Annotated in this window: 12 protein-coding genes and 1 pseudogene; 8 read left to right on the forward strand and 5 right to left on the reverse strand. The window is 41.8% G+C overall.

Annotation, left to right across the window (positions count from 1 at the left end; genetic code table 11):
- Nucleotides 1-4: 4 nt before the first annotated feature.
- The 3 genes from lysA to A9J31_RS10630 all read right to left on the reverse strand — a co-directional run bounded on the left by lysA (nucleotide 5) and on the right by A9J31_RS10630 (nucleotide 3,298).
- Nucleotides 5-1,249 carry a diaminopimelate decarboxylase gene (lysA, locus tag A9J31_RS10620; RefSeq protein WP_067765373.1) on the reverse strand — a complete coding sequence of 415 codons (1,245 nt, stop codon included), beginning with the start codon at nucleotides 1,247-1,249 and terminating at the stop codon, nucleotides 5-7.
- 24 nt (nucleotides 1,250-1,273) lie between these two features.
- Nucleotides 1,274-1,477: an LPS translocon maturation chaperone LptM gene (gene lptM, locus A9J31_RS15780; protein ID WP_067765761.1), complete on the reverse strand. Its 204-nt coding sequence runs from the start codon at nucleotides 1,475-1,477 to the stop codon at nucleotides 1,274-1,276.
- A gap of 417 nt (nucleotides 1,478-1,894) precedes the next feature.
- On the reverse strand, nucleotides 1,895-3,298 hold the full coding sequence (locus A9J31_RS10630) for an amino acid permease (RefSeq protein ID WP_067765376.1): 1,404 nt from the start codon (nucleotides 3,296-3,298) through the stop codon (nucleotides 1,895-1,897).
- Between the two features lie 321 nt (nucleotides 3,299-3,619).
- Between A9J31_RS10630 and A9J31_RS10635 the strand changes: the two genes are divergently transcribed.
- The gene (locus tag A9J31_RS10635; protein WP_005236738.1) at nucleotides 3,620-4,966 is read left to right on the forward strand and encodes an alanine/glycine:cation symporter family protein; all 1,347 of its coding nucleotides are present in this window, start codon (nucleotides 3,620-3,622) and stop codon (nucleotides 4,964-4,966) included.
- 255 nt (nucleotides 4,967-5,221) lie between these two features.
- Here the strand turns inward: A9J31_RS10635 and A9J31_RS10640 are convergent.
- A pseudogene (locus A9J31_RS10640) lies at nucleotides 5,222-5,590 on the reverse strand (hypothetical protein); the annotation flags it as partial.
- 170 nt (nucleotides 5,591-5,760) lie between these two features.
- Between A9J31_RS10640 and radA the strand changes: the two are divergent.
- From radA to A9J31_RS10670, 6 genes are all read left to right on the forward strand, one after another.
- On the forward strand, nucleotides 5,761-7,149 hold the full coding sequence (gene radA, locus A9J31_RS10645; protein ID WP_067765382.1) for a DNA repair protein RadA: 1,389 nt from the start codon (nucleotides 5,761-5,763) through the stop codon (nucleotides 7,147-7,149).
- A 116-nt stretch (nucleotides 7,150-7,265) separates the two neighbouring features.
- On the forward strand, nucleotides 7,266-8,258 hold the full coding sequence (locus tag A9J31_RS10650) for a Tim44 domain-containing protein (RefSeq protein ID WP_067765385.1): 993 nt from the start codon (nucleotides 7,266-7,268) through the stop codon (nucleotides 8,256-8,258).
- 214 nt (nucleotides 8,259-8,472) lie between these two features.
- The gene (locus A9J31_RS10655) at nucleotides 8,473-8,823 is read left to right on the forward strand and encodes a hypothetical protein (RefSeq protein WP_067765387.1); all 351 of its coding nucleotides are present in this window, start codon (nucleotides 8,473-8,475) and stop codon (nucleotides 8,821-8,823) included.
- Between the two features lies 1 nt (nucleotide 8,824).
- Nucleotides 8,825-10,597: a PepSY-associated TM helix domain-containing protein gene (locus A9J31_RS10660; protein ID WP_067765390.1), complete on the forward strand. Its 1,773-nt coding sequence runs from the start codon at nucleotides 8,825-8,827 to the stop codon at nucleotides 10,595-10,597.
- The gene (locus A9J31_RS10665) at nucleotides 10,594-10,932 is read left to right on the forward strand and encodes a DUF3325 domain-containing protein (protein ID WP_067765393.1); all 339 of its coding nucleotides are present in this window, start codon (nucleotides 10,594-10,596) and stop codon (nucleotides 10,930-10,932) included. The genes A9J31_RS10660 and A9J31_RS10665 overlap by 4 nt, the downstream gene beginning before the upstream one ends.
- Nucleotides 10,933-11,044: 112 nt before the next feature.
- Entirely contained in the window at nucleotides 11,045-11,566 is a 522-nt protein-coding gene (locus A9J31_RS10670; RefSeq protein ID WP_067765396.1) for a tetratricopeptide repeat protein, read from the forward strand.
- 60 nt (nucleotides 11,567-11,626) lie between these two features.
- On the opposite strand, the gene A9J31_RS10675 is transcribed toward A9J31_RS10670, so the two are convergent.
- Nucleotides 11,627-12,976 carry an amidohydrolase gene (locus A9J31_RS10675; RefSeq protein WP_067765399.1) on the reverse strand — a complete coding sequence of 450 codons (1,350 nt, stop codon included), beginning with the start codon at nucleotides 12,974-12,976 and terminating at the stop codon, nucleotides 11,627-11,629.
- 324 nt (nucleotides 12,977-13,300) lie between these two features.
- Here A9J31_RS10675 and ahcY point away from each other — a divergent pair, with 324 nt between their 5' ends.
- Entirely contained in the window at nucleotides 13,301-14,683 is a 1,383-nt protein-coding gene (gene ahcY / locus A9J31_RS10680; RefSeq protein WP_067765402.1) for an adenosylhomocysteinase, read from the forward strand.
- Nucleotides 14,684-14,806 lie beyond the last annotated feature (123 nt).

A 14,806-nucleotide genomic window follows, 5' to 3' on the forward strand; every position in this document is an offset into this window, starting at 1 on the left:
CTCCTTATGGCAACAGGCTTTCACGTTCCCAGAGCGACTCAATCGTTTCACGTTCACGAATTAAGTGTGCTTGGTCAGCATCTACCATCACTTCTGCCGCACGACCACGACTGTTATAATTAGAGCTCATAACAAAACCGTATGCACCAGCACCCAATACTGCCAGTACATCATTTTCTTTCAGTGCTAGCTCTCGCTCTTTCCCTAAGAAATCACCTGTTTCACAGATTGCACCAACGACATCCCATTGTTGTTTTTCAACATCGTTACGTGGAGTCACTTCTTGAATGTCCATCCATGCTTCATACAATGCAGGGCGAATTAAATCATTCATTGCTGCATCAATAATGGCAAAGTTACGGTGATTGGTTGGTTTAAGTAAATCAACTTTAGTCAACAACACACCTGCATTAGCAGAAATGCTACGACCCGGCTCCATATACACTTTTAGTCCCAATTTTTCTAAAGCTGGGCGCATCGCGTTGGCATATTCTTCAACTGTAGGCGGAACTTCATCTTTATAAGTCACACCCAAACCACCACCAATGTCGATATGCTTCAACTCAATGCCAAATTCTTTGAGTTTATTGATCATCACAATGACACGATCAAGCGCATCTACAAAAGGCTGTGTTTCGGTCAACTGCGAACCGATGTGACAATCAATACCGACTATTTCAAGATTCGGCAAAGATGCAGCATATTGATAAGTTTCAAATACTGAATCTGAAGGAATACCAAATTTATTTTCTTTCAAGCCAGTTGAAATATATGGATGCGTTTTAGCATCAACATCTGGGTTTACACGTAATGAAATCGGTGCTTTTTTACCTAATCCTGCCGCAACTTTTTGGATACGATCCAGTTCAGCATAAGATTCAACGTTGAAGCAAGCAATGCCAACTTCTAATGCTTTTTGAATATCTGCTTCAGTTTTGCCCAAGCCAGATAATACGATTTTTGACGCATCGCCGCCCGCTTTTAATACTCGCGCTAATTCTCCGCCAGTTACAATATCAAAACCAGCACCCTGCTTGGCAAGCACGTTTAACACCGCAATATTTGAGTTAGACTTTACCGCAAAACAAATTTGATGATCGATAAAGCTAAATGCACGATCCATATCTAAATAATGCTTTTCAAAAGTCGCTTTTGAGTAAACATATAGTGGTGTGCCGTATTGCTGCGCAAGTTGTTGTAATGAACATTGCTCTGCATGCAATACCCCATTAATACGGGTGAAACTCATGGAGGTATCCTTTCTAAAAAAGCATTAAGGTGTTGGGTTTGAATTAGACGCTTCAGCAGGTGCAGTTGTCGTTTCCTTATCCTGCTTTTGCTGTGCAGGCGTATCTGGATAAATCAAATATTTTGCTCGTTTATCTGCATTGCCATCAGAAGGCAAATGTAATGCACCAGACTGTCCACATGCAGTCAGTAAAACACTGCTGATCAGCACGATCATTTTATAATTCATAAAGCGATACATAATCGTACCTAATGAAAAGATTTTTCCGAGTATAACGTGATCAACACGCGGATAAAAGAAAAGCCCTGTAATTCCTAGATGGCTTATTTGCACCCTGTACTAATTTTAAGCATTTTTGTATTTTTATCGCTCATCTCAAAAAATCTACTTTGCAATTGTGCCTCAAAAACATTGATTTTACTGACATCGCTTATCAATTTGTAAACTATTCATAGTCCGATAAATGTTCTCTAACATCAATCGATTTCAGCTGTTTTTATCCATCAAACATTAAATTGGTGGTAAGGATTCAACCCATAAAGGTCACATTGGGTCATGTAAAAAATCAGCCTTGTAGTGAAAAATTCGCATAAAAAAACTGCTCCCTAAGGAGCAGTTTTTTCATTTCATCAGTATTATTTAGACTTATTTATGCTTCGGCTTATAGAAACAAAAATAACCAATCAATAAGACGACAAACCAAATTGGGCTGACCATTAATGCTTTCATGGTATCCGCTTCAAGGGATAGCACGTAAATCATACCAATAAAGAAGATAATCACGATCCAACACGTAAACAAACCGCCAGGAAGTTTAAATGTTGATTTAGCATGTAATTCTGGGCGTGTTTTATAGTAAACGATATAGCTCCAGATAATCATGAGCCACACACAGATAAATAAAATCGTTGAAAGTGTGGTTGCCAAAGTAAATGCTTCAACCGTGTTAGGTACAAAGTACTGTAATGCAGCACCGAGTAGTAAACACACTGCTGAGAAATACAACGCATTTGCTGGAACAGCACGTTTATTTAAGTGACCAAACGCTTTCGGGCCTTGCTCTTCACGAGACAAACCAAACAACATGCGCGATGTAGAGAACACACCACTATTCATTGATGACATTACTGAAGATAACACCACCAAATTCATAATAATGGCTGCAGCAGCAATACCCGCTTGGCTAAACAAATTCACGAAAGGAGAAATGCTTGGATCAATCTTATTCCAAGGCGTAACAGACATTACAATCACCAGTGCAAGCACATAGAAAATAATGATACGAATTGGAATCGAGTTCACTGCTTTAGGCAAGTTATGCTCTGGGTCTTTGGTTTCAGCAGCAGTTGTACCCACCAATTCCACCCCGACAAAGGCGAAAATAGCAATTTGGAAGCCAGCTAAGAAGCCTGTTACCCCTGTTGGGAAGATCCCGCCATGCGACCATAAATGATTAAATGATGCAACATCGCCCGCAGTCGATGTAAAGCCCGTGAAAATCATCCACAAACCAACACCAATCAATACCACAATCGCAATGATCTTAATTAAGGCAAACCAAAACTCCAACTCACCAAAGAGTTTCACAGTAACGAGGTTCAAGCCCATGATAAAGACAATGGCGGCAATACTGATCATCACCCCTTCTTCTGGCGAGAACGGGTTACCCCCATTAAAGAACTGTAAGTAATAAATAATGGCTGATAAATCTGCGATACCAATCGTGATCCAACATAACCAATAGGTCCACCCCACGAAATAACCTGCCCAAGGGCCAATTAAATCGGTCGCAAAATCGATAAATGATTTATACGCAAGGTTTGATAGTAATAACTCGCCCAATGCACGCATGACGAGAAAAACCATGAAACCAATAATCATGTAAATAATTAAAATGGAAGGGCCAGCTAAACTGATGGTCTTTCCTGACCCCATAAATAAACCTGTACCAATCGCACCACCAATTGCAATTAATTGTAGGTGTCGGTTGGACAAGCTTCGTTTCAAATCACCACTTGTTTCTGGCGATCCATGAATTTCGTTAGACATATTGTTAATTCAACTTCGCGTTCCATTGGCGACAAATTAACGTAAAAAACCCGGAATACAAAAAGAAAATTCGCATCATTTGTATTTTCCAACTAATCTTGCAAATTAATTTATTTTTCTTATATCAATATTCATTTATCTTTAGTCTTGGTTTTAAGGCGTAATGAATACAGGATTTTTCTTGTCAAAGTGCTGAAACTATGTAAAAAATAGAATACAAATCCGCCAATATTCGCATTTAGGATGAGCGCGCATGGCATAGAAATTGCTTTTCAATCAACATCTCAAATAAAGCTGACACGGATAAATAAGAAGAAATTTATGCAAAATTTACAAAGCATCATGGAAACCGTCAGTGGCTGGGTCTGGGGCCCATATATGCTGGTTCTCATTGTCGGTACCGGTATATTCCTGACTTTCCGCCTGCTGTTCTGGCAGTTCCGCATGTTGCCACTGGCCTTTAAACAGGTTTTTGGCAAACACCCTTCGCATGAAGGTGATATTTCCCAGTTTGGCTCACTCATGACCGCACTGTCAGCTACCATCGGTACCGGTAATATTGCCGGTGTCGCAACTGCCTGTGTACTGGGTGGCCCAGGGGCCGTATTCTGGATGTGGATGACTGCCCTGTTCGGAATGGCAACCAAATATGGCGAAGGTGTACTGGCCGTCAAATACCGAGTTAAAAATGAACGCGGTGAAATGTCTGGCGGTCCAATGTATTACATCGAGCGTGGCCTGAAATGGAAATGGCTGGCGCTGATCTTTGCATTCTTTGGCGCTGTCGCATCTTTCGGAATTGGTAGTTCAGTTCAGTCCAACACTGTTGCACTCGCGGTAGAAAATGGTTTCGGTCTGGAAACCTGGGTTACAGGTATCGTGATTACTGCATTTTCGGCACTAGTGATTCTGGGCGGGATTAAGTGGATTTCTAGGGCGGCCTCTTTCATCGTTCCAATTATGGCGATTGGTTATGTGGCGGGCGGTCTGATCATTATTTTCACCCATCTCGATTTAGTGGGCCCTGCACTGAAAATGATTTTCACCTATGCCTTTACTGGTGAAGCTGCTGTAGGTGGTGCGATTGGTGCGGCGATTCGTTATGGTGTCGCGCGTGGTGTCTTCTCGAATGAAGCTGGTATGGGTTCGGCACCGATTGCCGCTGCTGCTGCAAAAACCGATCATCCTGCACGTCAAGGTCTGGTGTCCATGACCGGAACTTTTATTGACACAATTATTGTCTGTTCGATTACGGGTATTGTCCTGGTAATGGGCTTCATCATGGCCGGCAGTGATTTTGGTGGACAAACCGGTGCTGTTCTGACCGTTTCTACATTTAACAAACTGCTGCCAGGTGTCGGTGGCTGGATCGTGACCTTCGGTATTATCTTCTTCGCCTATTCTACCATTTTGGGCTGGAGCTACTACGGCGAAAAATGTGCCACCTATCTGCTCGGTGAAAAATTTGTATTCCCTTATCGCATCATTTATATCGCTTCAGTATTTATTGGCTGTGTAGCAACACTGGATCTGGTCTGGCTGTTCGCAGACACATTCAACGGTTTGATGGCGATTCCAAACTTGATCGGCCTGCTACTGCTGTCTGGGGTGATCGTGAAAGAGTCGAAAGACTTTATTGCACGTCGAAAGTCAGGCGAACTGTATTAATTCTTAATAAAAAAAGCCACGGATATCGTGGCTTTTTTTATTTATATACCGTTTAGTTATTTATTGAATTGTCCCAATAGGCCCATCATCAAGTTGATCATCCGCATCATCATTTGGTTTTTTTAAGCTTCTCTTGCTTAAATCTTCTGGTCGTGAATCTATATTTTCAACAAAGCCTTCACCAAATTGATCACCAAACTCGTCTTCGTCATATTCCATTTCAAAGCCTTCGTCATCAAATTCATCATTTGCACGATCCGCTTCAATTTCTAAAGCGAGCTCCAAAGAGAGTGAATAGAACAACACACCATCAATTTTCATATTGCCTTGTTCATCTTCAAGATATTCACTCAAAGTACGAAACGCGGGATTATTCACATCAAATGGAACATCCACATAAATATCCCCACTATAGCTGACGAGCAAAGCCTCACCTGCAAGCCCCATACAAGGAAAATATTCAATATTTTGTAAATCTAACCATTCAAATAACGCATTACGTGCATGGTTATTTTCCTGATGTTCATGATCATATTCTTCAAAATGTACAAACAGCACATCACGATTTTTTTCACGTGCAATCTCATCAATGTGTTTCACTAAAAGTGGCATGCGTTGTTCCATTTCATTTAGAAGGTTTTAGCATTATAAACGTTGCACTTGATGAATGTATAAGTCTCTGCAATTAAACGTCGTGACTTGTCGTGAAAGCATTTTTTTCAAGTTAAGGTCTTGGTTTTTTTGTGCATTCACCGCTATGCTGTGACTCAATTTGAGTTGATGTATGTATTCCTATGGCTAAAGCAAAAAGTGTCTATCGTTGCGAACAATGTGGTGCCGACCATACAAAATGGGCCGGTCAATGTTCTGAATGTGGTGAATGGAATTCACTAAACGAAGTCAGTATTGCTCCTGTGGTAACTCATCGTGCCCAACCGAAAATGGGTGGCGGCTATGCTGGCCAAGCGGCAGCAGTCACTACGTTAAATCAAGTGTCTGTTTCAACAGAATCACGCTTAGCTACAGGTATAGGTGAGTTTGACCGCGTACTTGGTGGCGGTTTAGTCACAGGCTCCGTAGTTTTAATTGGCGGTGACCCTGGTATTGGTAAGTCGACTATTTTATTACAAACCGCTACGCATATGGCTGCAAGCAAAAGTTCAGCCTTATATGTCACTGGTGAGGAATCACTTTCTCAAGTTGCATTACGTGCTCAACGACTCGACCTGCCCACAGATCAACTTAAAGTCATGGCAGAAACATGCGTTGAGCGGATTTGTGAAATTTTAGCCCAAGAACGCCCTGCTGTTGCGATCTTAGACTCTATTCAAACCCTGTATACCGAAACGTTGCAATCAGCACCTGGTGGCGTTTCTCAAATCCGTGAATCTGCGGCATTGCTGACACGTTTTGCGAAGAATAGCGGGACGTCACTCTTTATTGTCGGTCATGTAACTAAAGAAGGTTCTTTAGCTGGCCCAAGGGTACTCGAGCACATGGTCGATTGTGTTCTGTATTTTGAAGGCCAGTCCGATTCTCGCTTCCGTATGATTCGGGCAGTTAAAAACCGTTTTGGTGCAGTCAATGAACTGGGCGTATTTGGCATGACCGATAAAGGTCTACGTGAAGTTTCAAATCCTTCGGCCATTTTCCTCAGTCGTTATGACGAAGCGATTCCCGGCTCAATTGTAATGATCAGTCGTGAAGGCACCCGCCCACTGTTGGTCGAAGTTCAGGCTTTGGTCGATGATGCTCATGGACAACCACGCCGTGTCGCCTTAGGTCTTGAGCAGAACCGTTTGAATATGCTGTTGGCAGTGATGCATCGTCATGGAGGCGTACAAACCGCTGGACAAGATGTATATGTCAATGTGGTTGGTGGTCTTAAAATTACTGAAACGGGTTCTGACCTTGCTGTCCTACTGGCTTGTGCCTCTAGCTTACGGGGTAAAGCCTTACCTCAGCATCTCGCAGTTTTTGGTGAAGTTGGTTTATCTGGTGAAATTCGCCCCGTACCCAATGGCCAAGAGCGGTTGAAAGAAGCCATCAAACACGGTTTTAAATATATTATTTTACCGCGTGGCAATGCCCCCCAGAAACCAATTCCGGGTGTACAAATTATTTCGGTCGCTCGTTTACATGAAGCCCTAAGTCAGGCCATGACCTTGTGTGATGAGACTTAGGTTTATTTTTGATTTATTTTGATGATTTTTCCAAGTTTTTACGCATGTTCTATTGAAATTAATGCCAAATGACTGCATAAATACAGGGCAATTCAAACTTTATATAGGAAAATTTGATGGAAGTTCGACAGCGTGGTTTGATGACTGCTCTTTTAACAGCAGCCCTTTTGGTAGCTCCAATTGCAGAAGCTAAGCGTGCCGGTGGCGGTAAAAGCCATGGTATGAGCCGTCAGGCAGCTCCTGCTCAGTCTTATCAACAACCTCGTCAATCTGCTCCAGCTCAACAACCTGTTGCTCCTGCAACAGCACCTGCTAAATCTGGTTCAAATGTTGGCGGTATGGTTGCTGCCGGTGTTGCTGGTGCGGCAATTGGTGCTGTAGCTGCAAACGCTCTTGCTGATGACAACAACGGTCAAGCAGCATCTGAAGCGCAAGCTCAACAACAGGAAGAAAAAGGCGGTATTCCAAGCTGGATTTGGATCTTACTTGCAGCTGCAGCAGCCTTCTTCATTTTCCGTAAGATGGGCGCAAAAAAAAAACTAGCCGCTAATTCAAACCCGTATGCGCCTAACAGCGGTGCGAATAACGCACCGTTTGGCCAGCAAAATGCTGTTCCACGTGCAGGTAACGATAGCACTAATATTTTTGGTCAATCTGTAGGTGGTTCAACTGCGTCAAATGCACCGCAAACGAATGCTCCTTTTGCTGGTGGTGCGTATACGAATTCGGGTAATCAATTACCGGATGGTACTGAACCTGCAACATTCTTACGTGTAGCTCGTCAGCGCTTTAACCACATTCAATCAATGAATACAGCAAGTAATATTGCTGAAATTCAACGCTACTTAACTCCAGACCTTTACCAGTCGATGTATAACGACATCATGGCAAATAAAGATGAAGACGTAGCTGAGTTTTCAAACTTAAATGCTATGGTTGCAGATTCTGCGACAGAAAATGGTCAATATGTTGTTAGCGTTCGCTTTACAGGTACTGTAAGCGAAGACTTAAACAGCCTTCCACAACCTTTCGCAGAAGTTTGGCATTTTGTTAAACCTGCTGGTTCAAATGAAGACTGGAAAGTTGCAGGTATTCAGCAAGAGCAATAATTTTAGGTTTTAACCTATGAAGAAGTAGCGGCTTAGGCCGCTATTTTTTTGCCTATTTTTTAAGACAATTCCCTCTTTTCATGTTGAGTAGCTTCTTCAACATTTTCTAAAATATTGAATAAAATAAAAATATACATCCTACAAGTATTCTAATACTTAATAATAATTGTTATCATTTAGATTAACTTTCATAAATTTCCTTGTAATTTAGACGATGATAAATAGCTCACCGCCTGAAGCTGTTGTGACGCAAGTTACAAATTCTGCACCTTCAAAAATCAAATCCGCACCCTCCCTCCTCGTCTATCGCTTGATGATTTTCTATCGCTTTGCCTTAGCCATGATTGGTGGTTATGTATTGGCCATGCTGTCAGCAATCGTCATCGCAGATTATTTTCAAGAAGACCGCGGCAGTGCTGCCATGAGCGCCACTCTAATCGCTTTTTTACTGTGGGCATGTGCATTTATTTGGGTATTTATGGTGAATAAAACCAGCAAAGCTACATTAGGCATTGTTATTCCAACGCTGTGCTTGTACATCATTTATAAAATGCTAGGAAGTTAATATGCGCATAGATGCAAAAACTGAAGGCCCACGCCAATCAATGTCTTGGCTACATACATGGGCGAGCCTAATTTTAGGTTGGTTGCTCTATGCAATCTTTTTGACTGGAACACTAAGTTTCTTCAAAAATGAAATTACAGTGTGGATGACACCTGAAGTTCATCAATCTGTTCCAGCAAGTTCGCAAATACAGCAAACACAGGTCGCTTTAAATTATTTACAGCAAAACCATCCAAATGCTGGCGCTTGGAATATTTTACTGCCAAACACGCGACAAAATGCCACTTTAGTTACTGTACGCGAACAGGGTGAAGACCCTCGTGCACGTCGTGGTGGTAAACAAATTTATATCGATAGCGCGACGGGTGAAGTACTAAAACCACGTGAAACTCGAGGCGGTAGTTTCCTCTATCGTTTTCATTTCGAACTGTATGGCATGCCACGTATATGGACACGTTGGTTCGTGGGCATTGCAACCTTATTGATGCTTGTTGCAATTATTAGTGGTGTGATCACTCATAAAAAGATTTTTAAAGATTTCTTTACCTTCCGCTCAGGTAAAGGTCAACGCTCATGGCTTGATGCACATAATGCGACAGCTGTTTTCGCGCTTCCATTCCATATCATGATTACATTTAGCGGTCTTTTACTTCTGCTTTTTACCATTATGCCGTGGGGTATTGAACGGATCTACGATAACCGTGGCCAATTTTTACAAGAACAAAACCGTGCTTTAGTTGAAGAAAAAAAATCAGAACAAGCTAACAATCAAAATGAACGTTCAGAGCGTAGTGGAAGTCCTGAACGTGCTGCAAAATCAGAATCTCCTACGCAAGGTGGAATACAACAAGCCCGTGGAAATCATGCCGATCAGCAAAATCGTAGTGAAGTACGCGGCGAGCGTAAAAAACGTGATGATAAACCAGCTGTAGCTGCACCATTGACAGATTTAGCGCCAATTGTGGTGGCAGTACAAAAGGAATGGAAAACCAATCCAATTAGCACAATCAGCATTATTGCGCCAAATACTGATCAAGCCAAAATCGAACTGCGTGCGCTTCATGGCGAAAGCGTGGCATATCGTAACGTATATGTGAGCAAACAGTTTGATGGTGTTAGCGGTAAAGACCTTACTGACGAAAGTGCCAAACTGAAAAATCCATCGGTACCCATGGGTATCTACAATGTCGTTACCACCTTACATGAAGCACGAGGTGTAGATCTTGTGCTTCGTTGGTTATTATTTATTTCAGGCATTGTTGGTACGTTAATGGTCGCAACAGGTCTCATCTTATGGTGTGTGAAACGAGCACCACAGCAGCAAAAGCAAGGCTATAAATCATTTGGTTACCGTACTGTAGAAGTAACTAATATTGCTGCCATTATTGGTCTTCCAATTGCCTGTGCAGCATTCTTCTATGCTAACCGTTTTATCCCTACCAGCATGGAAATGCGTTCAAATTGGGAAATTCGTAGCTTCTTTATTGTCTGGCTAATCACGTTCATTTATCCGATGTTCCGTACACATCGTCAGGCCTGGTTAGAACTTTTAGCGGTTGCTTCGGCACTTTATGCACTGCTACCAATTGTGAACTTTATGACTGGCGGCCAGCCACTTTGGAACACCGTCGCACATGGTCAGTGGATGATTGCATCCTTTGATATCGCGATGTGGTTGTTGGCTGTTTTATTTGCCTATTCGTTCTATAAAGTCAAAAATCATAAAGGACTCCCTACTAAAAAAGCACGTGTTACACAGGAGTTGAAAGGATGATCTTCTTCTTATGCATTTGGTCTTTAAGCTGTTTAGGTTTTTTTGCACTGGCCAGCAGTATGTCAAAACATCAAAAGCAATTTTTTAGTAAAGAATTATCTTTAGGGCAAACACGCCTAGCGACTTTGGTTGGTTGGTGTTTACTCATTGTCACTTTACTCATTTGTCTTTCCCTAGGAACACCAAGTAATAACATCAGTTATTGGTTTGGCGCGTTGACGATTGCTGCATTAAGTGTTGGCTTATGTATTAGTTATTTCCCAGCATACTTTTGGAAATATATTGGTGGTTTAGCGGTTATTGCGATTTTTAGCTACGGCATGTTGCTCGTTTAATTACCAATAATCGTTTTCGATACATCCTACACGTGTGAAAAGCCAATCTTCGGATTGGCTTTTTTCATACCAACCCATTAGGCTATATCTATTCTGCTCTTTTGGATTTCATATGTCTGAACTTTCGATCTCTCCTGCTTTATATAACCGCGCAATGGCGGGCAACAAAGATGCTCAATTTGAACTTGCTGAAATTTATATGCAAAGTGAAAATGATGAGCATGTTGAGCTTGCAGAAGAATGGGCACTCAAAGCTGCACAACTCGGTCATGTTGAGGCTATGTATTGGTTGGGTGAAGGTTATGCAGTCTATGCGAAAGATATGCAAGAAGAAGATCCTGAAGAATCTAAAGCTTATTTTGAACATGCGCATCGTTGGTTAGAACAAGCAGCTAAACATAATCACCCTGCTGCGATTTTAGAATTGGCAAACTTTTTCCGTCGTGGTGATGTAGTAGAAAAAGATGTAACAAAGTCGATTGAACTGGTGGAGCAATCTGCAAAATTAGGTGAGGTTCAAGCCATGCGTGATTTAGCTTTTATTTATGCCAACGGCTTAGGCATTGATGCCGATGAAGATAAAGCAGATTACTGGACAGAAAAAGCCAATACCTTAGAGCAACCAGAAGCTTAAATTTCAAAGTAAAAAGCCCGTCAATTGATGGGCTTTTTATTCATTTTTTTGACTACTTTTTTATTTCTTTAAAGCTTTATTTTTCCATGCCGTTTGCACCTGACTTGCCACATTTGGATAATCCAAAATAAAGCGTACATGACTTTCTACACCCGTTTTTAAGGTCGCATCATCCACAATAAAAAATGGGCTATGGTTTGGCGCTGCTTTACTCATATCCTGATTGGCTGGAGTAGCTCCCAAAAATACAAATAACGATGGCATCAATTTGCCATAGTAAGCAAAATCTTCACTGGCACTCGCATTATTATTTAAAATTTTGACATTACCATTTGCTGCCTGCTTTAAGGTCGGCACCATCACCTCAGTTAAAGTTTCATCATTCATGGTCACCGGCGCATAAGTCGCTATTTCCACCTTGGCTTTCACATCATTAGCAGCAGCAGTGTGCTCGACCACTTGTGGAATGGTCTTGAGGATATTATCACGTACCTGTTCATTATTTGAACGAATCGTGCCCAGCATTGAAACCTGTTCAGGAATAATATTACCAGCAGTACCCGCCTGAATCTGCCCAATACTGACTACACCCATGCCCTGAGTTAAATCACTACGACGACTCACCACAGTTTGTAAATTATTAATCATCTGTGCAGAAGCCACAATCGGATCACGTCCCGCCCATGGCATAGAACCATGTACCTGCTGACCGTTGACAGTAATTTTCAAATTATCCGCACTGTTAAGAATAGCACCAGTTTTATAATGTAAATGCCCACTTGGTATACCTGCAATCACATGCAAACCAAAAATCACTTCGGGCTGAAGGTCTTTAAACGCTCCATCACTAATCATTTTACGTGAACCAATCAAATGACCTTCACTAAAATTATCAATATCTGCACCGCCTTCCTCCGCTGGCTGGAACACAAAAACGACGGTTCCAGCAATCTGATCTTTATGTTGCGCCAACACCTTTGCTGCCCCTAAAAGTATTGCTGTATGCGCGTCATGACCACAGCCGTGCATAACAGGACTTTCTTTACCTTGATAGATTGCTTTGACCTTACTGGCAAAACTCAAATTGGTCTTTTCTTGCATAGGCAATGCATCCATATCAGCACGTAATGCCATGACTGGGCCGGGTTTACCACCTTTTAGAATGCCAATAACACCCGTTTTAGCAAATCCTGTTTTTACCTGAATACCATAGGCTTTTAACTCCTTTTGCACGAGCTTAGATGTGTTGACTTCCATATTGCCCAGTTCAGGATATTGATGAATATGCTGACGTAGCTGAATCGTTTTTACCTCTGCCGCTTGTGCAGCATCTTTGACCCAGTCAGCCAAAGTCATTTGACTAGTCGTCAATGCCAATGTCACGGCACCTAGCTGAATAAACTTTTTCATCGTTTCTCTCATCTTTATCCTATGGATAATCAAGCATAAGCAAATTTGAATATTTTTTGGGCACTTTATAGGTATCAGAGCTATACATTAAAGGTATAGTAAAATTATTTCTCACTGTGCAAATATTCAACCAAAGTCCTCGCTCTCTCTTTCCCACTCCTAACTTTCCAAGTACAATACTTCGCTAGTCGAGGGATGCTGCGACTTTTTCACAGACACATAAATGTGAAATCGCTAGGCTCGACGATTCGGTTCAAAGCTCTTTTGAATCAACAACGGCATCCGCGAACTGAATGATCAATTGTTTTTATTAAGGAGATCGTGATGAACGCGGTTAATGCTTCATTTACAGATTACAAAGTTGCCGATATTTCACTTGCTGACTACGGCCGTAAAGAAATCAAACTTGCAGAAGCTGAAATGCCAGCTCTAATTGGCTTGCGTAAGCGTTATGCTGCCGCTAAACCACTTGCTGGCGCTAAAATTTTGGGTTGTATCCACATGACAATCCAAACTGCGGTTTTAATTGAAACTTTAGTTGAATTAGGCGCTGAAGTTCGTTGGACATCTTGTAACATCTTCTCTACTCAAGACCATGCCGCTGCTGCTATTGCTGCTGCGGGTATTCCTGTATTTGCTTGGAAAGGCGAAACTGAAGAAGAATACATGTGGTGTCTTGAACAGCAAATTAATGTGAATGGTACGCCTTGGGATGCCAACATGATTCTGGACGATGGCGGTGACTTAACTGCACTTGTTCACGAAAAATACCCTGAAGTGATTGCTAAAATTCACGGTATTACTGAAGAAACAACGACAGGTGTTCAACGTCTTTACGAAATGCACCGTGACGGTACATTAAAAGTTCCTGCGATCAACGTAAATGATTCAGTAACTAAATCTAAAAACGACAACAAATACGGTTGCCGTCACTCACTAAACGATGCAATCAAACGTGGTACAGATATGCTTTTATCTGGCCGTCGTGCGCTTGTTATTGGTTATGGTGACGTTGGTAAAGGTTCAGCTCAATCACTTCGTCAAGAAGGCATGATTGTACGTGTAACTGAAGTTGATCCAATCTGCGCAATGCAAGCATGCATGGACGGTTATGAAGTTGTTGCTCCATACAAAAACGGCGTACAAACGGGCAAGAAAGAAGACATCAACCTTGATCTTCTTCAAAACACTGACTTGATCGTAACAACAACTGGTAACTACCACGTATGTGACGCAGCAATGCTTGATTCATTAAAAGCGGGTGCTGTGGTTTGTAACATCGGTCACTTTGACACTGAAATTGATACTAACTACTTACGTGGTTACAAGTGGGTTGAAGTTAAGCCTCAAGTTCACCAAGTTTATCGTTCTGAAAATGAAAACGATTACCTCATCCTTCTTTCAGAAGGTCGTTTAGTAAACCTTGGTAATGCAACTGGCCACCCATCACGTATTATGGATGGTTCTTTTGCTAACCAAGTATTGGGGCAAATGCACTTGTTCGCTGAGAAATTTGCTGATCTTCCTGAAGATCAAAAACAAGCGGCAATTCGCGTAGAACTTATTCCTAAAAAATTAGATGAAGAAGTTGCTGCTGCAATGGTTGCTGGTTTTGGCGGTGTATTGACAACGTTAACTCAAGAACAAGCTGATTACCTTGGTGTTCAAGTTGAAGGTCCTTTCAAAGCTGAGGCTTATAAATATTAATTAGCCCTCACCCCACCCCTCTCCCAGAGGGAGAGGGTGACCGCAGAACATCTTCATTTATGAATTCACTTTCATCTTTTGAAGAAAGTTAGCTTGCTCCCCTGCATCATTCCGCAATGAATT

It is taken from the genome of Acinetobacter gandensis, assembly GCF_001678755.1.
Taxonomy (GTDB): domain Bacteria; phylum Pseudomonadota; class Gammaproteobacteria; order Pseudomonadales; family Moraxellaceae; genus Acinetobacter; species Acinetobacter gandensis.